Origin of the sequence: Terrabacter sp. Ter38, assembly GCF_024519435.1 — a bacterium.
Taxonomy (GTDB): domain Bacteria; phylum Actinomycetota; class Actinomycetes; order Actinomycetales; family Dermatophilaceae; genus Terrabacter.
This window is the reverse complement of the sequence record NZ_JALJRZ010000003.1, coordinates 364,942-385,254: the sequence shown is the minus strand read 5'-3', so window position 1 is coordinate 385,254 and position 20,313 is coordinate 364,942. Positions and strand designations below refer to the sequence as shown.

Sequence of the window (20,313 nt, the reverse complement as noted above, 5' to 3'; positions counted from 1 at the left end):
CTGGGTCAGGTCAGTACCAGTGCGGCGAGCGCGCCTGCCACGTGGACCAGGCGTTGCACGGGTTGCCGTAGGACATCTCGATGTACCAGAGACCCCACTTGATCTGGGTCAGCGGGTTGGTGCGGTAGTCGGCACCGAACTGCGACATCTTGCGGGCGGGCAGGGACTGCGGGATGCCGTACGCGCCCGAGCTGGCATTCTCGGCGAACCAGCGCCAGTCGCTCTCGCCGGTCCAGAGGTTGACGAGGCAGTTGTACTGCGCGTCGCTCGTCCAGCCGTGATCGGCCATGAGGACCCGGGCCGCGGCCTGCGGGTCGTCCTTGGCGTTGTCGATGGCGCGCTGGCGCTCCTTGGCACGCTCGGCCTTGGCCGCCTGCGCGCGGGCCAGCTCGGCCTGCTTGGCGGCTTCCTTCTTCTTCTTGACCTCAAGCTCCTTGGCCGTGCGGAGGCCGGTGGCCGCGATGGCGGTGCGGCGCTCGTTGCGCGACACCGAGGCGGCGGCGCGGTAGGTCGTGTCGACCGTCGAGGCGCGAGCCAGCTCGTCGGTCTGGGCGACGACGCCGCTGCCGACGACGAAGGCGGCGGCGTCGGCGCCGATGAGGTTCGTGGCCTTGGCGTAGGCGAGCCCGGAGGCGCAGAGGCCGAGGGCGAGCGCGCCGGCGAGGATCGGTCGGCCGACGTGACGCTTGCGCGCGGAGGGCTTGTGGTGTCGGCTGCTGCGCGTCGCGTGCGGCTGGGCCGACGACGAGCGTCGGGCCTCGGGGCCGGCAGCGCTCGTGGAGGAGGTGCCACGGTCGACGGCCGGGGTGACGGGGATGGCACGGGTGGGGTCGAAGGCCCGCCGGGCCGCCTCGGTCGCACCCTTCGCACCCGGAGCACCTGCCGCAACGGCCGCGCCGTGGCTCACCGGGCGGGGGTTGCCGGGGACGGCCGGAGCCGTCTGGGGGTGGACGCGGCCGGACCGCGCCGAGGCAGTGGCGGGGTTCGGGCGCGGAGCGGTCGAGGGAGCCGGTGCGTTGCGGTGCCGGCCTTCATACCGTGCCATGAACAGACGTCACGCCTTCCTGTGTCGAGGGGGGTGCCCGGCGCGTGCGTCTGCGGGCGCTGGCCCGTCGGCGGCTGCGCCCGACGTGGAGGTGACCCGGCCGGCCGCGCTCACACCCCGAGGTGAGCGTTACCGTTCCGAGATCTTCAACCTCACACGGTGCCATCCGACGCCCCCGAGGCGCAAATCGGGGCGAGGGTTCGCCGGGGTCATGGCCAGTGCTCCAGCGCACGGCGCTCCCCGAACCGCGTGCTCGGGGAGCGCCGTGCAGCCTGTGACTCAGGTCACATCTCGAGACCCTCGAGCATGTCGGTGACGAGCGCCGCGATGGGGCTGCGCTCGCTGCGCGTCAGCGTGACGTGGGCGAAGAGCGGGTGCCCCTTGAGCTTCTCGATGACGGCAGCCACGCCGTCGTGCCGGCCGACGCGCAGGTTGTCACGCTGGGCCACGTCGTGGGTGAGCACGACCTTGCTGTTCTGGCCGATGCGCGACAGGACGGTGAGGAGCACGTTGCGCTCGAGCGACTGGGCCTCGTCGACGATGACGAACGCGTCGTGGAGCGAGCGCCCGCGGATGTGCGTCAGCGGCAGGACCTCGAGCAGGCCGCGGTCCATGATCTCCTCGACGACCTCCGTCGAGACGAGCGCCCCCAAGGTGTCGAAGACCGCCTGGCCCCACGGGTTCATCTTCTCCTGCTCGGTGCCGGGCAGGTAGCCGAGCTCCTGCCCACCGACGGCGAAGAGCGGGCGGAAGACGAGGACCTTGCGCTGGGCCCGGCGCTCCATGACCGACTCGAGGCCCGCGCAGAGCGCGAGGGCCGACTTGCCGGTGCCGGCCCGACCCCCGAGGCTGACGATGCCCACGTCGGGGTCGAGCAGCAGGTCGAGGGCGATCCGCTGCTCGGCGCTGCGGCCGTGCAGGCCGAACGCGTCCCGGTCACCGCGCACGAGCCGGATCTGCTTGTCGGCGCCGACCCGCCCCAGGCCGCTTCCCCGCGGCGAGAGCAGGACGAGACCCGTGTGGCACGGCAGCTCGGCGGCGCCGGCGTGCTCGATGCGGCCACGGTCGTAGAGCTGGTCGAGCTCCTCGCTGCTGACCTCGAGCTCCTGCAGCCCGGTCCAGCCCGAGTCGACGCCCTGCTCGTGGCGGTACTCCTCCGCCTCGAGACCGCACGCCGAGGCCTTGACGCGCATCGGGAGGTCCTTGGACACGATGGTGACGTCGGCGCCCTCGTCGGCGAGGTTGCGGGCCACCGCGAGGATGCGGGTGTCGTTGTCGCCGAGGCGGAAGCCCGCCGGCAGCGAGGACGGGTCGGTGTGGTTGAGCTCGACGCGCAGCGTGCCCCCGTCCGTGCCGACGGCGACCGGCTTGTCGAGCCGGCCCTCGCTGACGCGCAGGTCGTCGAGCAGGCGCAGGGCCTGGCGGGCGAAGTAGCCGAGCTCGGGGTGGTGCCGTTTGCCCTCGAGCTCGGTCACCACGACGACCGGCAGGACGACCTCGTGCTCGGCGAAGCGGAGCATGGCCCGGGGATCGGACAGGAGCACCGAGGTGTCGAGGATGTACGTCTTGTGCTCGGGCTCGCGTTCGCGGGCCGTCGTGCGCGTGGAGGCGCGAGTCGTGGCGCGTGTGGAGGCCGCGGCCGGCTTGGTGTTCGTGCTGGCGGGGTCCGACGTGACCTGACGGGTCGTACGAGCCATGTGCCACTCCCAACGCGGCGCGCGTCGCGCGCCTAATCGCTCCCGAGATGCCGGGCGGTGACCACCAGAGGGTGGCGCACTGCCCGACCCTCCGTCCTGAGCGATCGCTCCATGGGTGGGCCTCCTGGCAACGCCCGACGGGTGTCGGCCGTTGGGACGACGGTACGACCCGGAGGTGACGGCGACGGGGATTGAGTGACGTCGTGTCGTCGTGTCGCCGGAGAGTTCACGCGGGCGTCACACGCCGGTCGCCGCCGGCCCCGGTCGTGAACCGGTACCGACGGCGACTCGGGCGCACTCTGGTGCTCGCGCCATGGTCGGCGCGGAGCGACGTCAGGCCCAGGGCGAGCGGCCCATGACGCGGACGTACTCACGCTTCCAGCGCCAGCGCACGGCCGCGATGGCTATGCCGATGACGCCGAGGCCGCCGAAGATCGCGAGGATGAGGTACGCGACGCCCATGGCGCCCTCGGCCCCCTGGTCGGCGCCCTTCTTGACCATGGAGAAGAAGATGACGCCGACCACGGTGAAGGCGAGGAAGAAGACGAACATCAGCGCGGGCTCGCGGATCTTGAGCGTGAGCAGCCCGCGCTGCTGGCTGACGTAGGAGAACGGCTCCTTCGGCGGAGTCTGGCCGGTGGGGTCGGTCTGGCGTGGCGTCGGGGCGCTCATGCGTCGACCTTCTCTGCGTAGAGGGCGGACACGGCGCCCTGGAGGCCCTCGGCGTCGACGACCCTGCCCGAGCCGGTGCCGGGCCCGGCGACGTCGGTGAGCGCCTCGAAGTCGGTGCCGGAGCGACGTATCGCGAGGTTGGTGCTGCCCTCGAGGGTCTGCACCTCGAGGAAGACGCCGGCCTCCGCGTTCGCGGCGAACCGCTCGCGCACGAGCCCGGTCACGAGGGCACCGGTCTTGCCGTCGCGCTCGCCGAGTCGGATGAACCACGACGCGAGCTGGCGCGGCTGCATGAGGGCGATGACGCTGTCGGACTCGACGAGGATCGCGAAGTCGGCCTGGCTGACGTTCTCGCCCACGAGTCCGATGCGGGTCCACCGCGTGGCCGCACCCACGGCATACTCGACGAGCGCGGCGTTCGAGCGCGACTGCGGCGTGCCGTCGTCGCTGACCGTGAGCCAGCCGCGCGACGCGAGGCTCGAGGCGCCGGCGAGCAGGGCGGCGTCGTCGGCCGCCCGTGGGTCGAGCATGAGCAGACGGCGTGAGCGCTCACCCGCGGGGGTCTCGTGGCGGGCCATCAGGTAGGCGAGCTCGGCGGCTCCCAGCCCGAAGACGTCCTCGGGGAGCTCGAAACCCTCGAGCGGGGTGCCCTTCATCGGGTCAGCCATGGTTCTCCTCGATCGTGGTCTGTGTGTCGTTCGCGGGATGGTCGTGCGGCCGGCGCGGCGGCCCTGTCGTCACGTCAACGATGCCGGGTGCCTCGAGATCTCGCCTCCCGGGGCCCTCGGGACCGGTCAGAACGGCCACGCCTTGTCGGCGAGGTCACCGATCGCGTCGCCGGCGTCGGAGGCGAAGTCACCCACCGCGTCGACGGCTTCACCGGTGAAGTCGGTGATCGTGTCCCAGTTGTCGTAGACGAGCTGGCCGACCGCCATGCCACCGGCGGCGATGCCGCAGACGACGTCGACGGGGGGCGGCGTCATGAGGGCCGCGGCCCCAAGGCCCGTCATGACGGAGTCGTAGCCGGCGCGGCCGTAGTTGCCCTCTGAGATGTCGTTGGCGACGGTGAAGCCACCGAAGGCCACACCGATCGGGCCCAGCGCCTTGCCGACGGTGCCGAGCGTGCGGGCGAGCGCCCCGCCCTCGGCGAGCGACGGCATGAAGCGCGAGAGGGTGCTCCAGTTCTTCGGGTTGAGCGCGTCGCCGAACTCGGCGAGACGGCCGGTGCTCCACGCGTTCTTGAGGTTGGCGAACAGGCCGGTCGCGCGGTCCCAGCTGCCGAGGTTGGAGAGGAAGTTCCTGATCTTCAGGCCGGTGCCGAGCAGGCCGACGGCCGTGCCGAGGCCCTTGATCGGGGTCCACAGCGACTTGAGCAGGTCGTAGCCCGGGATGCCACCATCGCCGCCGCTGCCGCTGCCGCTGCCGCTGCCGCTGCCGCTGCCACCGGACCCGCCGGGTGCCCCGCCCGAGCCGCCCAGACCGCTCGTGGTGTCCTGGGCGCCGGCGTTGCGGCGCAGCGCCTCGGCCAGCTTGCCGAGGTCGGTGCCGAACTGGGTCAGCTGCGCCTCCACCGGCGGCCAGCGATCCATCAGGTGGTTCAGGTCGGCGCCGCCCCACTGGCCCTTGAGGGCGTGGACGGCGCGGCTCGCCTCGCCCTTGACGGTGTCGCACTCACGGGCGTGCCCGGTGATGCGCTCGGCCGACGCCCGCAGGGCCACCGGGTCGGCACCCTTCTTGTAGATCGCCATCTCTCGTACTCCCCTGACGTCGTCGCCGTGTTCGTCGTGCTCGTGCCGGCCCGCTCGGAGCCGTGGTGCGTGCCCCGGCGTCTCGGCCCACCCGCAACCTACGCAACCACGCCAACCCGGACAATGGGGAGGACTCCCCGCGGCTGGGGGTGTCGCAGCCGGGACGGCCGGTCAGCCGCCGGTCAGCCGCCGAAGCGACGGTGCCGGCCGGCATACGCCCTGAGCGCGCGGAGGAAGTCGACGTGGCGGAAGTCGGGCCAGTAGGCCTCGCAGAAGTAGAACTCCGACGTCGCGCTCTGCCACAGGAGGAACCCACCGAGCCGCTGCTCGCCCGACGTGCGGATAACGAGGTCGGGGTCGGGCTGGCCCTTGGTGTAGAGGTGTCCGGCGATGTCCTCGACCGTGAGCTCCGCGGCGATCTGCTCGATGGTCTCGCCGTCGGCGGCCCGCGCGAGCAGCAGGTCGCGCACGGCGTCGGCGATCTCGCGGCGTCCGCCGTAGCCGACGGCGACGTTGACGATCATCCCGTCGACGTCCTGGGTGCGCTCGGCCGAGGCACTGAGGCTCGCGGCCGTCTCGGGCGGCAGGAGGTCCAGGGCACCGACGATCTTGAGGTGCCAGTGCCCCGACTCGGCGAGGTCGGCGACGGCCGTCTCGATGATCTTGAGGAGCGGTGCGAGCTCCTCCTCGGCGCGGCGCAGGTTGTCGGTCGAGAGCAGCCAGAGGGTGACGTACTCGACGCCGGCCTCACGACACCACTCGAGCAGCTCCTCGATCTTGTCGGCCCCCGCCTGGTGACCACTGGCCGTGCCGGCGCCGCGGGCCTTGGCCCACCGCCGGTTGCCGTCGAGCATGACGGCGACGTGCCGTGGGAGCGCCTCCCTGGGGAGATCCTTGAGGACTCGGCGCTCGTACGCGCCGTAGACCACATCGCGCCACCCCACGGGGCCTCCTCGTCGACTCGCTCGTGTCATCGCCGGTCACGGTCTGGGCAGCCCCGAGCGGGCCGCGGTCCCACCGTACCGCTCGCCCATGGGCGCGCCGAGGCGGTCCGGCGGGAGTCGTCGCGGGGCTTCGGTGACGACCTCGTGAAGGTCTCGTGAAGGTGGCCGGGGACCCACCGGCACCCAGGAGAGGTTCAACCTACGTTGCCGTAACTTACGGTTGCGTAGGTTACAGTGGGACCATGAGCAGCACCCCGGAGCCCACCGCTGGCCAGAGACGTGACCCCAGCACCGAGGACCCGTCGGGCACCCCCGTCGCCGACCTCGTCGCGATCGCCAAGCCCCGCCTGCGCGGCTGGCTGCACCTCGCCATGTTCCCCGTCGCCCTCATCGGCGGCCTGGTCCTCGTGCTCGTCTCCGACCCCGGCTCCGTGCGCACGGCCTCGATCGTCTTCACGATCAGCGCCGCCCTGCTCTTCGGCGTCTCGGCCGTCTACCACCGTGGCACCTGGGGCCCGAGGATGTCGGGCCTGCTCAAGCGGTTCGACCACTCGAACATCTACCTCATCATCGCGGGCACCTACACGCCGTTCGCCGTGACCCTGCTCCCGGCCGACCAGGCCCGGCTGCTGCTCCTCGTCATCTGGGGTGGAGCCATCGCCGGCGTCCTCTTCCGGGTCTTCTGGGTCGGCGCCCCGCGCTGGCTCTACACGGCGCTCTACCTCGCGCTCGGCTGGGCCGCCATCTTCTACGTCGTGCCCTTCTGGCGCGAGGGTGGCCCGCTCATCGGCTCCCTCATCGGCCTCGGTGGCCTCATGTACACCGCCGGCGGTGTCGTCTACGGCACGAAGCGGCCCAACCCGTGGCCCCGGTGGTTCGGCTTCCACGAGGTCTTCCACGCCTTCACGCTCGGCGGCTTCCTCACGCACTTCGTCGCCGTGACGCTCGCCGTCATCGGCTACCAGGCCGCCACGTGAGGCCGGCAGGCGCGTGAGCACCTGCGCCCTGAACGTCCGAACGCCCCGGCACCCGTGCCGGGGCGTTCGTCGTGTCCGAGGGCGTGCGCAGGGCCTCGGGCGTATGCCGTCCGGCGCGTCTCAGGGGCGCGGCACCTCGCCGTTCGGGTGGCGGTCGTCACCGGGCTCGCCCGGCGGGACGTCGCTGGTCGCGTCGGGCTCGGGGTTGCCGTCCGTGGCTCGGCCGCCCGGGGTTCCGTCGGCGTCCGCGACGAACTGCTCGGCCCGGTCCCGGTCGCGGTAGGCCATCCGACGCAGCCGGTTGTTCATGTTGCGCACGAGGAACCACAGGGCGACCGCGAGGACGAAGAACGCGATGAAGCCCCAGATGCCGGGACCGATCGGGAGGTTGCCGCCGCCGCTCATCGCGCGTCCGCCTTCTCGCTGTCGCTGTCGCTGTCGTTGTCGCGGTCGGCGTCGCCGTCCTCGTCGGTGTGCGTGTCGGAGCTGTCGCCGTGGGCGCGGCCGGACTCCTGCTCGACCTCCTCGGGCTCGGGCTCGTCCGTGACGCGGCCGTCGTGGACGAGTGCGAGGTCGGTGCGGGTCGCGAGTGCGTCGGCCTCCGCGGGGGTCCCGAGCCCGGCGAAGAGGTCGTCCTCCCCGTCGGCGATCTCGACGTAGGACAGGGCGGCCTCGAACTCCTCGACGCCCCAGACCCGCTTCTGGATCTCGAGCGGCACCTGGAACCAGAAGCCGTCGGGGTCCACCTGCGTCGCGTGCGCCATGAGCGCACGGTCACGCGTCTCGAAGTACTCGCCGCAGGCGATCGTCGTCGTGGGGCGTCCGGTCCGCCGCGGCTTCCAGTTGGCCAGCCACTCGGCATACGGGCTCTCGAGTCCCTCGGCGAGCATCGCGTCGTGGATCGCCTCGAGGCGGTCCTTGCTCCAGCCGCCGTTGTAGTAGATCTTGAGCGGCTGCCACGGCTCGCCGGCGTGCGGGTAGCGGGTCGGGTCGCCGGCCGCCTCGAAGGCCGCCATGGAGACCGTGTGGCACATGATGTGGTCAGGGTGGGGGTAGCCACCCTTCTCGTCGTACGTCGTCATGACGTGCGGCCGCCACGCGCGGATGACCCGGACGAGCGCCTCCGTGGTCACGTCGATGTCCTCGAGACCGAAGCAGCCGTCGGGCAGCGGCGGCAGCGGGTCGCCCTCCGGCAGGCCGGAGTCGACGAAGCCGAGCCACGTGTGCTCGCAACCCAGAACCTCCTGCGCGGCCTTCATCTCGTCGCGCCGCACCTGGGCGATGTCACGCAGGATGTGCGGGTCGTCCTTGAGCTTCTCGTTGAGGATGTCGCCACGCTCGCCGCCGGTGCACGACACGACCATGACGGAGGTGCCGGCGGCGACGTACCTGGCCGTCGTCGCGGCGCCCTTGCTCGATTCGTCGTCCGGGTGCGCGTGCACCGCCATCAAACGCATGCCCTCGGCCACGTGGCTCCCTGTTCGTCGTCAGTTTCGTGGGTGGGACGCGGGCGGCTGCTGATCTCCGGTGCCCCTCGGCGTCCGGGTCCGTGCGGCTCTCGCCGTGCCATGGGAGACACTGGACCCGTCTGCCATCCTCTCACTCCCCCGCACCTGACGATGCGGGGGCTCGAACCGCCAGGACTCCGTATGCCGTCCCGCACGACCCTGCCCCGCCCCGCCCCCGGCCAGCTGAAGTGGTGGGTCGTCGGCACGGTCGGCATCCTCGCCGGTGTCGGCCTCGCGATCTGGTTCGGCCTGTCGTCCACGCTGGGTCAGCCGTCGTGGCAGACCACGGGCTACAAGGTGGTCAGCGACGAGCAGGTGCGCGTGGACTTCCAGGTGTACCGACCCGGCGGCACGGCCCTGACGTGCACCGTCGAGGCGCTGGCACGCGACTTCGCCCCCGTCGGGACGAGCACCGTGCGGGTGCCGGCGAGCGCCGACGAGACGACGGACGAGTCGGTGACGCTGCGCACGACGTCACGGGCCGTGACCGGGCAGGTCAAGACCTGCTCCTGAGCAGGGCCCACGCGTCGGGCCGTGGCGTGGATGTGGGCCGTGAACTGCACGTTTGCCGTTCATTTTGTTATCCTTGTTCCTTCATCAAGGGTCCGGACCCGTCGCCGACCGGCATCGCGAGTCGACGACACCACCGTTCGGGCCCTTCTTTTTGTGCAGGCGCCCACGCGGAGCACCGCGTGGGCGCTGTTCATCCAAGGAGTGACAACCGTGACCGAGACTGCCGCTGGCTTCCTGACCCAGGAGGCCCATGACCGCCTCAAGGCGGAGCTGGACCAGCTCACGGGCGAAGGTCGCCTCGAGATCGCGCGCAAGATCGAGGAGGCCCGCGAGGAGGGCGACCTCAAGGAGAACGGCGGCTACCACGCCGCCCGCGAGGAGCAGGGCAAGATGGAGGCCCGCATCCGCCAGCTCACCGAGCTGCTCCAGACCGCGACGATCGGCGAGACGCCCCCCGACGACGGCGTCGTCGAGCCCGGCATGCTCGTGACCGTCGAGATCTTCGGCGACGAGGAGACCTTCTTGCTCGGCAACCGCGAGATCGCCGACGGCTCCGACCTGCAGGTCTTCTCCGAGAAGTCCGCCATGGGCGCCGCCATCAACGGCAAGAGCGTCGGCGAGAGCACGAGCTACGTCGCCCCCAACGGCAAGACCATCGGCGTCAAGATCATCGCCGCGAAGCCCTACACCGGCTGAGCACGGCAGACGCCTGAGCAACGGGCCGGGACCCCACGCCGGGGCTCCCGGCCCGTTCGCACACTCTCCCCCACCCGTCGAGAGGCCACGTCCGGCCTCCCACCACCCGTCGACAGGCCACGTCCGGCCTCCCACCACCCGTCGAGAGGCCACGTGCCGCCTCCCCCCGACCGTCGAGAGGCCACGTCCGGCCTCCCACCACCCGTCCAAAGGCCATTCCAGGCACCTACCGGCGGGGGCGGCGCGGCCTGGCGAACTGCGCCGGGACCAGGAACTGCGGGCCGGAACCCATGACGTCCAGGACGTGCGGGTTGACCCCGAGATGGCCGCCGAGCTCGCGCAGCTTCAAGGCGCGGCAGTGCGTCTCGAAGACGTCCTCGGCCGCGATCTCGACGACGATCCCGTCGCCGTGCTCGATGCGCTCACGCCTGACACCGTCGTGACGGCGGTCCAGCGAGCGCGTGTGGAACTCGACTCCTTGGAATTCCGTGACCACTCTCTGCTCGCGCCAGACGAGATCCCCGCACCCCAGCCATTCCCCCGAGCGACTCACGACGTCGTCGTTCAGCAACGGCTCCGGGAGTCCCGCTCGCACCACCATGAGCCGAGCTCGGGTCTCCATCGGAGACCACGAACCGACCCGGATGCGGGGGATCGCGTAGGTGAGCGTGACCTTGCCGCGCGGTCTGACGCGACGCTCGACCGCGCGGCGAAGTGGCTCCGCGCCTCCCACGATGTTGACCACTGCGTCTCCTGCGACGATGAGGTCGTCGAGCCCGACGGGTTTGCCGGGCCCGACGTACTCTCCGAGGTCGGCCCACGTGTCGGCCGGTGCGACGACCGGCAGTCCGTGGACCTCGACGACCTCGCGGCTCTCGAGCCCGCGATGCCCCTGGACCTCAGCCCTCCTGATGCGGTTGGCGGAGGTCGGCGTGACGATGTGGACGAGACACTCTGCCTCGACGGCATACGGCAGCGGGATCCCAAGCAGCTGCGCGGCGGTCACGTGGGAGAACGCGAACTCCGTGGGTGCCGCCGCCGCGAAGGCGCGGGCCTGCTCGACGATCGTCGTGGGCAGGTCGACGGCTCGGACCCCACGCGTCGGGGTCCACAGGTCCTGGGCGCGCAGCCGCTTGAGCGGCACTCCCCTGGCGACGGCCTCTGACGTCCTGAAGGGGCGACGGGTCAGGTCGAGGGGCAGGGGTGCGGCGTCCATGCACGGACGATCGCCGGGGTGCCCCCTCCACACCAGAGCTGGCACCGGCTCTGTGCACAACGCGGCCGCACGGGAAGGGGGGTGTGGATGAGCGTCGGCGTCGTTGTCGAAAGTGGCCTCTCGACGGTAGGCAGGGGGCCGGAGATGGCCTTTCGACGGTTGGGGCTGGGCCGGACGTGGCCCTTCGACGGTTGGGGCTGGGCCGGACGTGGCCTCTCGACGGTTAGAGGGTCTGGGTGGCGACGGCTCGGGCGACGCGCCCGTCGTCGGGGTCGTCGGCGAGCAGGCCGGCAGCGAAGAGAAGGTATGCCGTGTCGACCGTCGCGCGCGCGGCGCGCGGCACCTTCCAGCCTCCGGCGTGGTCGGCGAGGACCGCCCCGAGCACGTGGTCGCGCCCGGCGGCGTCGGTGTGGCGCAGCACTCCCCCGGACCCGACGAGCGCCGTGACGTTCGCCAGCGGTCGCGGCGACTCCGTCGGCTGGGCCGGGCGCGCGTGCCGGCGCACCGCGACGAGCGCCGCGAGCCGCGCGAGCTCGAGGTCGAGCGCACGCTCACCGTCGTCGACGGGGAGCGAGCCGGGGCGCTCGTGGACGCGGGCGGCATACGCGGTCAGGGCGTCGGGGTCGGCCACCGTGTCGAGCAGGTGCTCGGCCACGGCGGCCTCGACGACGTGCTCGGCGTTCCACCGCATGCCGAGGTCGCCCTCGACGGTGCGGGCGTGCCACAGGGGGGCGACGACGTCCTTGCGCAGGCCGGCGTCCTCACCCTCGGGCGTCAGGCAGGAGTAGACGTCGGTCGTCGCACCGCCGATGTCGACGACGAGGACGTCGCCGCCGTCGGTCACCGACGCCAGCACCTCGACGCCGCGCAGGACGACGTCAGGGGTCGCGGCCTCGACCATCGAGGCGAAGGCCGGGTCGTGCGAGAGCCCCTTGCCGCCGATGACGTGGCGCAGGAAGGCGTCGCGGATCGCCGCCCGCGCCGACTCGGGCGCGATGACCCCGATCTGCGGGAGGACGTTCTCGGCGAGGACCGTCGGCCGGCCCGTCGTCGCGAGGACGGCCGCCGCATCGTCGCGCGCGTCGACGTTGCCGGCGACGACGACCGGTACGGCGTGCGCCCCGTGACCGCCGATGGCCCCCTTGGCGAGCCGGGCGGCGTTGTGCAGCAGGACGTTGCTGTTGCCGCCGTCGGTGCCGCCGACGAGCAGGATCATGTCGGGCCGGGCCGCGCGGATGCCCGCGACGTCGCCGGTCGTCAGCTCCCCGGCCGCGACGTGGACGACCTTGGCCCCGGCCGACAGCCCGACCCGGTGCCCGGCCTGGGCGGTGACGGTGCGCTCGTAGCCGACGACGGCGAGCCGCAGCCCGCCACCCGCGCTCGAGCAGGCACGCACCGTCGCGTCGTCGGGGACGTCCAGCTCGTCGCGCACCGTCCGGTAGCCGTCGAGGATGTCGCCCCGGCCGTCGGTGCCGGTCGTCGGGGTCGATGCCGTGCCGAGCACGGCGCCGTCGTCGGCGAGGAGGGCACCCTTGGTGAAGGTCGACCCGAAGTCGACGGCGAGGATCGTCATGCGCGGTGGTCGCGGTCTCGTGGCGGAGCGTCAGCCGTGGATGTCGAGCGCCTCGCGCAGATCGGCGACGAGGTCGCCGACGTCCTCGATGCCGACCGAGAGACGGATGAGGTCCGAGGGCACCTCGAGCTCGGTGCCGGCGACGCTCGCGTGCGTCATCCGGCCCGGGTGCTCGATGAGCGACTCGACACCGCCGAGCGACTCCCCCAGCGTCCAGAGGCTGACGGCTGCGCACGCCTTGACGGCGGCGTCCTCACCGCGACGCATCCGGAAGCTGACCATCCCGCCGAAGCGCTTCATCTGGCGTGCGGCCACGTCGTGGTTGGCGTGGCCGGGCAGGCCCGGGTAGAGCACCTGCGAGACGCCGTCGTGGCCCTCGAGGAAATCGACGACCTTCTCGGCGTTGTCGCAGTGGCGCTCCATGCGGATCGCGAGGGTCTTGAGACCGCGCAGGGTCAGCCAGGAGTCGAACGGTCCGGCGACGCCACCGATGCTGTTCTGGTGGAAGGCGATCCGCTCCTCCGCGTCCTCGTAGCCCGGCACCGTGATGCTCGCGGCCGTCACGACGGCGCCGCCGACGACGTCGCTGTGCCCGCCGGAGTACTTCGTCGTCGAGTGCGTCACGACGTCGGCGCCGAGCGCCAGGGGACTCTGGAGGTAGGCCGTCGCGAACGTGTTGTCGACGACGAGGACGGCACCCGCCTCGTGGGCGATCGCGGCGATGGCCTCGATGTCGGCGATGCCGAGCAGCGGGTTGGTCGGGGTCTCGACCCAGACCATCCTCGTCTGCCCCGGGCGGATCGCGGCGCGGACCGCCTCGAGGTCGCCCATGTTCGCGATGGAGTGCTCGATGCCCTGGGGCTTCGCGACCTTGTTGAAGTAGCGGTACGTGCCGCCGTAGGCGTCGTTCGGGACGACGACGTGGTCTCCGGGGACGAGCAGCGCGCGGGCCACGGTGTCCTGGCCGGCGAGTCCGGACGCGAAGGCGAAGCCGCGGCTGCCGCCCTCGAGCGCGGCGATGCACTCCTCGAGCGCGGTGCGCGTCGGGTTGGCCGACCGGCTGTACTCGTAGCCGCTCCGGAAGCCGCCGATACCGTCCTGCTTGTAGGTCGAGACCTGGTAGATCGGGGGCACCACCGCTCCGGTGAGCGCGTCGGCCTCCTGGCCGGCGTGGATGGCGCGTGTGGAGAAGCCGTGCTCGTCAGACATGGGGACGAGCCTATGCCCTGAGCGTCACCTGCCCGACGGCCGCCCGGGCGTCTGCGATGCTGCCGTGGTGGCGCCCGACTTCGACTACAGCAACCGCAGTGAGCGGCCGCGCGGCCCCGTGCTGTCGGCGCTCGGGGCGGCCTTCCCCGGCATCCGCTCGGTCCAGGAGCAGGTGCTGCCGTATGCCGTGTGGTGGGAGTCCCACAACCGTGTGGCCGCCGAGGGCGACGGGCGCCTGTGGGTCGCTCTGGGTGACTCCATGACGCAGGGCATCGGGGCGAGTGCCCCGGACCGCGGATGGGTCGGGCAGCTGAGCGAGCGGCTCGCCGTGCGCGGGTGGGACCACCGCGTCGTCAACCTCGGGGTCAACGGCGCGCGGGTCGAGGACGTGCTCGACCGGCAGCTGCCGGCTCTCGAGGCCCTGGCCCCGGAGGGCCGGACGCCCGCTCTGGTCACGGTCGTCATCGGTTCGAACGACGTCGTCGTGCGTCGCCACCGTCGCGGGCTCGTCGAGCGCTTCGCGGCCATGCTCGATCGGCTGCCCGAGGGTGCGCTCGTCTCGAACCTGCCCAACCCGCACCGCGAGGCCCGCGCTGTCGACGCCATGCTGCGCGAACGCGCCGACGCCGGACGCCTCGTCCTCGTCGACATGCGCCGTGACGGGCCCCGGTCATGGCGGGGCCGGCTCGCGTCCGACAGGTTCCATCCCAACGACCGCGGCTACGCCGAGATGGCGACGGTGGTGGAGCGCGCCGTCGACCGGGCGCGCCTCGTCGCCTGAGCCGGCCGGACGGCATACGTCCTCGGATCCGGTGGCGCCGCAGGAGTGCTCAGTCGAGGGGGTCGAGGATGCGGTGGAGGAACTGGCGGGCACGCTCGGTGCGCGGCCGGGTCAGCACCTCGTCCGGAGTGCCGCGTTCGACGATGACGCCGCCGTCCATGAAGAGCACCTGGTCTGCGACCTGCTGGGCGAAACGGATCTCGTGCGTGACCACGACCATCGTCCAGCCCTGTGCCGCCAGGTTCTTCATGACCATCAGCACCTCGCCGACGAGCTCCGGGTCGAGGGCCGACGTCGGCTCGTCGAAGAGCATCAGCTGGGGCTTGATCGCGAGCGCGCGGGCGATGCCGACGCGCTGCTGCTGGCCGCCGGAGAGCTGGTACGGGTAGGCGTCGGCCTTCTCCTCGAGCCCCACGAGCCGGAGCAGCTCGAGTGCCTCCCGCGCCACCTCGGACCGGTCGCGACGCTGCGCGAGGACCGGACCCGCCGTGACGTTCTCGAGGACCGTCAGGTGCGGGAAGAGATGGTGCGACTGGAAGACCATGCCACTCTGGGCGCGAAGGGTCGCCACCTGCTGCTTGGTCACCGGACGCTGTGCGAAGTCGACCTCGACCTCACCGATGCGGACGACACCCGCGTCGGCGACATCGAGCGCGTTGAGAGAGCGAAGCACCGTCGTCTTGCCCGAACCGGACGGGCCGATGAGGACGGTGACACTGCCGGGGGCAACCTCGAAGTCGATCGACCGGAGCACTTCGTGGTGGCCGAACGACTTCGCGAGGGCCGACACCGACACGAGCGGGCCGGGCTGCAGCACAGCGGAGTTCGTCGTCGTGAGGGGCGTGGTGGGCTCGGTCATGTTGCGACGTACCTGTTCTGTCGTTCCTCGAGACGGGCCTGGGTGAAGGAGAGGACGAGGCACACCACCCAGTAGTAGATGGCGGCGACGCCGTAGAGGACGAAGAACTCGTACGTGGGCGCCGCGGCCTCCTGGGCCACGCGGAGCAGCTCGGTGACCTGGATGGTCGAGGCCAGCGAGGTGTCCTTGACGAGGGAGATGAGCGTGTTGGACAGCGGGGGGATCGCCGTCCGCGCGGCCTGCGGCAGGACGACCCGGCGCAGGGTCGTGACGTAGCCCATCCCGACCGTCGAGGCGGCCTCCCACTGGCCCTTGGGGACCGAGAGGATGGCCGACCGGATCACCTCGGCCGCGTAGCCGCCGACGTTGAGCGTGAAGGCGAGAACCGCCGCCGGGAAGGGGTCGAAGCGCACCCCGAGGGCGGGCAGCCCGTAGAAGATGATGAACAGCTGGAGCAGCAGCGGCGTGCCGCGCACCAGCGAGATGTAGATGCGCGCCACGGACGAGACCACCCGCACCGACGACAGCCGCATGAGGGCGACGCCGAGCGCGAGGGCCAGTCCGAGGACGAAGCTGATGAGGGTCAGGGGGATGGTCGTGGTCACCGTGGCCCGCAAGAGCGGGCCCAGCGAGTCGAGGACCAGCTGGGTCGTCTGTTCGTTCACGACCCGCTCACGAACCGGAGGCGCCGGCCGGCTGCTTCGAGACGTCGGCCGAGAAGTACTTCTGCGAGATCTTGCTCAGGGTGCCGTCGGCCTCGAGGTCGGCGAGCGCCTTGTCGATGGCGGCGACGAGGTCGGAGCCCTTGCGGGTCGCGACGACCTGCTCGGAGACGTCACCGGTCTTCGCCGCGATCTTCACCGTCGTGTCGCCCGTCGACTTCAGGTAGTCGAGGATCGCGAGGCTGTCGTTGACGGTCGCGTCGACCCGCGACTGCTTGAGGAGGGTGATGGCCTGGGTGAACCCCTCGACCGACTCCACCTGGGCGCCGGCGTCCTTGGCGACCTTGGCCCAGTTGCTCGTCAGGCTCTGCGCGGACTTCTTGCCCTCGATGTTCGTGAGCGAGGTGATGGACGCGTCGTCGGCCCGGGTCGCGATGACGCCCTCGGACCACGTGTAGGTGCTGCTCAGGCCGTACAGGCCGGCTCGCTCGGGGTTCTTCGTCACCTGGTTGACGACGACGTCGTAGCGGTTGGCGGCGAGGCCGGCGAAGATGGCGTCCCAGGGTGTCTCGACGTACTCGACCTTGACGCCGAGCTTGTCGGCGACGGCCTTCGCGACCTCGACGTCGTAGCCGGTCAGGGCGTTCGTCTTCGGGTCGTGGAACGAGAACGGCGAGTAGGTGCCCTCCGTGGCGACGCGCAGGACGCCCGCCTGCTTGACGGACTCGAGGTCCGAGCCGCCGGACGAGCCTGTGCTGCAGGCGGTGAGGACGACGGCGACGAGCGTGGCGAGCAGGGCGGTGAGGGTGAACCTCGAACGCATGGTGGGCACTTCCTGGTGGATCGGTCGGGTGGTGATGACCTCGGCAACCTATAAGCCCACCTTGGGATGGGCATAATCAAGCGTTGACGGTGTCATCGCGTGCCAACCCGGCGCGAGCCGCCGGCATTCCCGCCCGGCGTGTCGCCCACCGCCGGGGAGACGCTCAGTCGCCGAGCGATCGGACGTAGTCGGCGAGGGCGGTGCGGTCGGTGCCCAGCATCTTGACGTCGTGCCCGAGGGCCGCGGTCGCCTCACGCGCCGTCAGCGAGAACTCGCGGCCCGGACCGGTGACGTGGACGGCGTCGAGGTTGGTCACCGTGCCGAGCAGCAACGTGGCCGGTCCGGTGAGGTCGGTCGCATCGAGCGGCTTGGCCGGGTCGGTGACGGTGATCGTCACGGCATACGGAGGGCGAGTCGTCCACAGCGAGAGCGAGTAGCTGCCCACCGGCCCGAAGCCGGCGTCCTCGACGAGGGCGAGGACCCTGGAGTTGTCGCCGACGTACGCCGTCCGGTCGGCCCAGAGCGCCTGCGCGCGGACGTTCGCAGCGACCGACCCGGAGGCCCCGGGAGACGGGGCGTCGGCCGGGGACGAGGTGCACGCGGCGAGGGCGAGGACCCCGACGGCCAGCGAGGCGAAGACGTTCCGGACCATGAGGGGTCTCCTGTCTGCGGCACCGACCACCGGTGCGCCGCAGGGCAGGGACGCTGCGTGCCCTCCCCCGGTTCCGGCGCCGGGCTCAGAGGTGCTTGACCCACTCCCGCGTCCAGCCCGTGACGACGAAGCCCATCCGCTCGTTGATGGCGACCATGTGGGTGTTCGTGTCGGCGTTCCACGTGCGCACCGTCGTGACGTCGGGGCGCTCCCGCCGGAGGGCGCCGAGAGTCCTCCTCGTCGAGGTCGATGTCGCCGGACGGGGCGTCGGTGCTCATCCGTCGTGCGAGCAGCGCGCGGTCCTCGAGCCACTCCTCGGGGAGCCCGTCGACCGAGGTCTCGATGACGTATGCCGCCGGGTCTGGTCGGGGGTCGAGCGCAGTCAGCGCGGCAGCGTCAACCGGCAGGGCCAGGTCCTGCCGGAGGTCGAGGAGGGTCTGCCGGTAGCCGTTCGCGTGGGCGAATCCGGTTGCCGCGTCACCGTTCTCGACCGGCGCGCCACTGTGCTCGTGGACGCGTTCACACCCGTCGTCGCGCAGCACCTGCTCGCACCGGGCGAGGAGGGACGAGCCGATCCCCTGCCTCTGGCGGTCGGGGTGGACCGACAGCCAGAGGCCTGCGGTCCCGACGTTGTCGCGGGTCCGGCGGATCGTCTGGGCCGCGGCAGTCGGGAGGTCCGCCCATCCTCGATGACGAGGAAGGAACGCCGCACCTCGTGGCGGCGCTCCGCGACGTCCACGATCTCGGCGACCGACGTGCGCTCGGCGTCGTCGCCCCACACGTGACGGTTGGCTGCGTGGTGCACCTCGAGCCAGGCCTCGCTCGTCGGGTCGTCGACAGCGAGGTGGATCTCCTTGATCTGCAGGCTCATTCGCCGCCCCCGGTGATCTTCTGCCACTCCCGGCTGTAGCCGTCGACGGTGTAGCCGAGCTGTCGGTTGACCGCGAGCATGTGCTCGTTGGAGGCGGCGTTCCACGTGCGGACCGCCGTCACGTCGGGCAGCTCGTCCATGAGCCGCACCGCGTTGGCCGCCTTGAGCCGGAGACCGAGCCCGTGGCCGCGGTGCTCCTTGAGGACGAGGGTGTCCTGCTGATAGCCGAGGTCCGGGCTTCCTGCGGACACCCCGATCGTCGTGAAGGCGACGAGGCGGCCCGAGGGCGTGTGGCGCGCGGCCGACTCGACGATCCGCCGCCCGGAGGCCAGAGTGCGGGCGTGCGTCTCCCGCAGGCGGTCGGCGTCCCAGGCCTCCTCCTCGAGAGCGAGGTCGTCCGTGGGAGCGTCGGTGCTCATCCGCTGCTGGAGGACCGCGCGGTCGTCGAGCCACGCCTCGGGCATCGTGTCGACGAAGGTCTCGACGGTGTAGTCGTCGGTCACGGCCACCAGCGCCGAGAGCGCGTCGCGGTCGGCGGGAAGCGACATGGCACTGCGCAGCATCGTCTGCCCCACGACGTAGCCGTGCCGAGCCGCGAACGTCTCGGCGAGGTCGACACCTCCCTCGGCCCACTCCGTCTCGCCCATCAACGTGCGGCGGCCGTGCTCGCGGGCGATCGCCTCCCCCTCGCGCAGGAGGGCCTCACCGATGCCACGCCGCCGGTGCTCCGGCAGGACGGACAGCCAGAACAGGGCCAGATCGAGGTTGTCGGTCGTCGGCATCCTTGCCTCGAAGGCTCCGACGAGACGGTCCCCCACCCACGCCGCGCGGGCGACCCGCGTGCCCGACGGTGAGCGGTGGAAGCCCCTGATCTCCTCGAGCGTCCAGGCGCTGCCCGCGGAACCGAACAGCTCGCGCTGGACGGCTGCGTGGACGCCGATCCAGTCGCGGGCCGCGGCCTCCTGGACACGGTCGAGCAGGTCGATCGGCCGGATCTCGAGGTCGTCGCTCATGGGGGGAGTCTGTCGGTCCGGGCCCGCGCTCGGCGAGGGATTTGTCCGGGACCGCGCCTTCCGGCATACGCCGGGGGTCGCGGACGTTACAGGGACGTAAGACGCTCCCAGCACGAAGGATGTGACACTGGCATGGTGTTCGGATTCGGTAGGAAGTCCCAGATGCCCAGCCGCGACGAGGCCCTCCCGGGTCGTGCGGACCGCCCATATGCCGTGAACCCCACCCATGTCGTGCTGGGCACCCCGCTCGAGGGCCCGTGGCCCGACGGCTCCGAGGTGCTCTACGTCGCGATGGGCTGCTTCTGGGGGGTCGAGCGGATCTTCTGGAAGCAGGACGGCGTCGTCTCGACGGCCGCGGGCTACATGGGCGGCTACACGCCCAACCCGACCTACGAGGAGACGTGCACCGGGCGCACCGGCCACGCCGAGACCGTCCGCGTCGTCTACGACCCCGAGAAGACCTCGCCCGAGCTGCTGCTCAAGGCCTTCTGGGAGAACCACGACCCGACGACGTCCAACCGCCAGGGCAACGACATCGGCACCGCCTACCGCTCGGCGATCTACTGGACGACCGAGGGGCAGCGGCTCGCCGCGGAGGCGACGCGCGAGGCGTTCCAGAAGGTGCTCGACGACAACGGCTACGGACAGATCACGACCGAGATCCGCTCGGCCGACGACGCGGGCCCGTTCTACCTCGCCGAGGACTACCACCAGGGCTACCTCCACAAGAACCCCGGCGGCTACTGCAACCACGGCCCCAACGGCATGACGTGCCCGGTCGGGATCGTTCGCCAGGACCAGCTCCCGGCCCAGCAGGACATCGCGCCGCCGGCCTGACGCCGGACGCAGGGCTG

At 71.5% G+C, this 20,313-nt stretch carries 21 protein-coding genes and 1 pseudogene; 5 read left to right on the top strand and 17 right to left on the bottom strand.

The genetic code is table 11. The annotated features are described in order from the left end of the window. Nucleotides 1-10 precede the first annotated feature (10 nt). The 6 genes from NR112_RS09075 to NR112_RS09050 form a co-directional block, all read right to left on the bottom strand. On the bottom strand, nt 11-907 hold the full coding sequence (locus tag NR112_RS09075; RefSeq protein ID WP_256793678.1) for a lytic transglycosylase domain-containing protein: 897 nt from the start codon (nt 905-907) through the stop codon (nt 11-13). A gap of 422 nt (nt 908-1,329) precedes the next feature. Further along, the gene (locus NR112_RS09070) at nt 1,330-2,565 is read right to left on the bottom strand and encodes a PhoH family protein (protein ID WP_374512089.1); all 1,236 of its coding nucleotides are present in this window, start codon (nt 2,563-2,565) and stop codon (nt 1,330-1,332) included. A gap of 510 nt (nt 2,566-3,075) precedes the next feature. Beyond that, nucleotides 3,076-3,414: a hypothetical protein gene (locus tag NR112_RS09065; RefSeq protein ID WP_256793676.1), complete on the bottom strand. Its 339-nt coding sequence runs from the start codon at nt 3,412-3,414 to the stop codon at nt 3,076-3,078. Beyond that, entirely contained in the window at nt 3,411-4,082 is a 672-nt protein-coding gene (locus NR112_RS09060) for a hypothetical protein (protein WP_256793675.1), read from the bottom strand. Before NR112_RS09060 ends, NR112_RS09065 begins: the two co-directional genes overlap by 4 nt. A gap of 126 nt (nt 4,083-4,208) precedes the next feature. Continuing rightward, entirely contained in the window at nt 4,209-5,162 is a 954-nt protein-coding gene (locus tag NR112_RS09055; protein WP_256793674.1) for a WXG100 family type VII secretion target, read from the bottom strand. 182 nt (nt 5,163-5,344) lie between these two features. Further along, nucleotides 5,345-6,136 (bottom strand): isoprenyl transferase, encoded by a 792-nt coding sequence (locus NR112_RS09050; RefSeq protein ID WP_374512031.1) that lies wholly within the window; start codon nt 6,134-6,136, stop codon nt 5,345-5,347. Between the two features lie 212 nt (nt 6,137-6,348). On the opposite strand from NR112_RS09050, the gene NR112_RS09045 reads away from it, so the two are divergent. Continuing rightward, nucleotides 6,349-7,083, top strand: coding sequence for a hemolysin III family protein (locus NR112_RS09045; protein WP_256793672.1), 735 nt, complete (start codon nt 6,349-6,351; stop codon nt 7,081-7,083). 120 nt (nt 7,084-7,203) lie between these two features. Here the strand turns inward: NR112_RS09045 and NR112_RS09040 are convergent, their stop codons facing one another. Beyond that, nucleotides 7,204-7,488 (bottom strand): hypothetical protein, encoded by a 285-nt coding sequence (locus NR112_RS09040; RefSeq protein WP_256793671.1) that lies wholly within the window; start codon nt 7,486-7,488, stop codon nt 7,204-7,206. Further along, nucleotides 7,485-8,552 (bottom strand): mycothiol conjugate amidase Mca, encoded by a 1,068-nt coding sequence (gene mca, locus NR112_RS09035; protein ID WP_256793670.1) that lies wholly within the window; start codon nt 8,550-8,552, stop codon nt 7,485-7,487. The genes NR112_RS09040 and mca overlap by 4 nt, the downstream gene beginning before the upstream one ends. A 180-nt stretch (nt 8,553-8,732) precedes the next feature. Here mca and NR112_RS09030 point away from each other — a divergent pair, with 180 nt between their 5' ends. Together NR112_RS09030 and greA are read left to right on the top strand one after the other, a co-directional pair. Further along, on the top strand, nt 8,733-9,104 hold the full coding sequence (locus NR112_RS09030) for a DUF4307 domain-containing protein (protein ID WP_256793669.1): 372 nt from the start codon (nt 8,733-8,735) through the stop codon (nt 9,102-9,104). A 210-nt stretch (nt 9,105-9,314) separates the two neighbouring features. Further along, nucleotides 9,315-9,800, top strand: a complete 486-nt coding sequence (greA, locus tag NR112_RS09025) for a transcription elongation factor GreA (protein ID WP_256793667.1) — start codon at nt 9,315-9,317, stop codon at nt 9,798-9,800. A gap of 226 nt (nt 9,801-10,026) precedes the next feature. On the opposite strand, the gene NR112_RS09020 is transcribed toward greA, so the two are convergent. The 3 genes from NR112_RS09020 to NR112_RS09010 form a co-directional block, all read right to left on the bottom strand. Further along, a complete protein-coding gene (locus NR112_RS09020; RefSeq protein ID WP_256793665.1) occupies nt 10,027-11,016 on the bottom strand; it encodes a hypothetical protein in 990 nt (329 codons plus the stop codon). A gap of 223 nt (nt 11,017-11,239) precedes the next feature. Next, complete coding sequence (locus tag NR112_RS09015) at nt 11,240-12,589, bottom strand: glutamate mutase L (RefSeq protein ID WP_256793664.1); 1,350 nt, start codon at nt 12,587-12,589, stop codon at nt 11,240-11,242. Between the two features lie 30 nt (nt 12,590-12,619). Then, nucleotides 12,620-13,798 carry a cystathionine gamma-synthase gene (locus NR112_RS09010; RefSeq protein ID WP_256793662.1) on the bottom strand — a complete coding sequence of 393 codons (1,179 nt, stop codon included), beginning with the start codon at nt 13,796-13,798 and terminating at the stop codon, nt 12,620-12,622. Nucleotides 13,799-13,865: 67 nt separating this feature from the next. Here NR112_RS09010 and NR112_RS09005 point away from each other — a divergent pair, with 67 nt between their 5' ends. Beyond that, nucleotides 13,866-14,579, top strand: a complete 714-nt coding sequence (locus NR112_RS09005) for an SGNH/GDSL hydrolase family protein (protein ID WP_256793661.1) — start codon at nt 13,866-13,868, stop codon at nt 14,577-14,579. Nucleotides 14,580-14,628: 49 nt separating this feature from the next. Here NR112_RS09005 and NR112_RS09000 read toward each other — a convergent pair whose 3' ends face one another. From NR112_RS09000 to NR112_RS08980, 6 genes and pseudogenes are all read right to left on the bottom strand, one after another. Next, nucleotides 14,629-15,438, bottom strand: a complete 810-nt coding sequence (locus NR112_RS09000) for an amino acid ABC transporter ATP-binding protein (protein WP_256793660.1) — start codon at nt 15,436-15,438, stop codon at nt 14,629-14,631. Next, nucleotides 15,435-16,103, bottom strand: a complete 669-nt coding sequence (locus NR112_RS08995) for an ABC transporter permease subunit (RefSeq protein ID WP_256793659.1) — start codon at nt 16,101-16,103, stop codon at nt 15,435-15,437. Before NR112_RS08995 ends, NR112_RS09000 begins: the two co-directional genes overlap by 4 nt. 7 nt (nt 16,104-16,110) lie before the next feature. Continuing rightward, complete coding sequence (locus NR112_RS08990) at nt 16,111-16,923, bottom strand: amino acid ABC transporter substrate-binding protein (RefSeq protein WP_256793658.1); 813 nt, start codon at nt 16,921-16,923, stop codon at nt 16,111-16,113. A gap of 163 nt (nt 16,924-17,086) precedes the next feature. Next, the gene (locus NR112_RS08985; protein ID WP_256793657.1) at nt 17,087-17,575 is read right to left on the bottom strand and encodes a DUF4825 domain-containing protein; all 489 of its coding nucleotides are present in this window, start codon (nt 17,573-17,575) and stop codon (nt 17,087-17,089) included. A gap of 452 nt (nt 17,576-18,027) precedes the next feature. Continuing rightward, a pseudogene (locus NR112_RS23185) lies at nt 18,028-18,354 on the bottom strand (GNAT family N-acetyltransferase); the annotation flags it as partial. 88 nt (nt 18,355-18,442) lie between these two features. Further along, nucleotides 18,443-19,459 carry a GNAT family N-acetyltransferase gene (locus NR112_RS08980; RefSeq protein WP_256793656.1) on the bottom strand — a complete coding sequence of 339 codons (1,017 nt, stop codon included), beginning with the start codon at nt 19,457-19,459 and terminating at the stop codon, nt 18,443-18,445. 162 nt (nt 19,460-19,621) lie between these two features. On the opposite strand from NR112_RS08980, the gene msrA reads away from it, so the two are divergent. Further along, nucleotides 19,622-20,296: a peptide-methionine (S)-S-oxide reductase MsrA gene (gene msrA, locus NR112_RS08975; protein ID WP_235508719.1), complete on the top strand. Its 675-nt coding sequence runs from the start codon at nt 19,622-19,624 to the stop codon at nt 20,294-20,296. Nucleotides 20,297-20,313 lie beyond the last annotated feature (17 nt).

Coding starts and splice junctions, on each gene's coding strand:
- msrA (WP_235508719.1), top strand. CDS start 19,622: ATGCCCAGCCGCGACGAGGCCCTCCCGGGTCGTGCGGACCGCCCATAT.
- NR112_RS08985 (WP_256793657.1), bottom strand. CDS start 17,575: ATGGTCCGGAACGTCTTCGCCTCGCTGGCCGTCGGGGTCCTCGCCCTC.
- NR112_RS09040 (WP_256793671.1), bottom strand. CDS start 7,488: ATGAGCGGCGGCGGCAACCTCCCGATCGGTCCCGGCATCTGGGGCTTC.
- NR112_RS09010 (WP_256793662.1), bottom strand. CDS start 13,798: ATGTCTGACGAGCACGGCTTCTCCACACGCGCCATCCACGCCGGCCAG.
- NR112_RS09065 (WP_256793676.1), bottom strand. CDS start 3,414: ATGAGCGCCCCGACGCCACGCCAGACCGACCCCACCGGCCAGACTCCG.
- NR112_RS09060 (WP_256793675.1), bottom strand. CDS start 4,082: ATGGCTGACCCGATGAAGGGCACCCCGCTCGAGGGTTTCGAGCTCCCC.
- NR112_RS09015 (WP_256793664.1), bottom strand. CDS start 12,589: ATGACGATCCTCGCCGTCGACTTCGGGTCGACCTTCACCAAGGGTGCC.
- NR112_RS09070 (WP_374512089.1), bottom strand. CDS start 2,565: ATGCTCCGCTTCGCCGAGCACGAGGTCGTCCTGCCGGTCGTCGTGGTG.
- NR112_RS08980 (WP_256793656.1), bottom strand. CDS start 19,459: ATGAGCGACGACCTCGAGATCCGGCCGATCGACCTGCTCGACCGTGTC.
- NR112_RS09000 (WP_256793660.1), bottom strand. CDS start 15,438: ATGACCGAGCCCACCACGCCCCTCACGACGACGAACTCCGCTGTGCTG.
- NR112_RS08990 (WP_256793658.1), bottom strand. CDS start 16,923: ATGCGTTCGAGGTTCACCCTCACCGCCCTGCTCGCCACGCTCGTCGCC.
- NR112_RS09055 (WP_256793674.1), bottom strand. CDS start 5,162: ATGGCGATCTACAAGAAGGGTGCCGACCCGGTGGCCCTGCGGGCGTCG.
- NR112_RS09020 (WP_256793665.1), bottom strand. CDS start 11,016: ATGGACGCCGCACCCCTGCCCCTCGACCTGACCCGTCGCCCCTTCAGG.
- NR112_RS09050 (WP_374512031.1), bottom strand. CDS start 6,136: ATGACACGAGCGAGTCGACGAGGAGGCCCCGTGGGGTGGCGCGATGTG.
- NR112_RS09030 (WP_256793669.1), top strand. CDS start 8,733: ATGCCGTCCCGCACGACCCTGCCCCGCCCCGCCCCCGGCCAGCTGAAG.
- NR112_RS09045 (WP_256793672.1), top strand. CDS start 6,349: ATGAGCAGCACCCCGGAGCCCACCGCTGGCCAGAGACGTGACCCCAGC.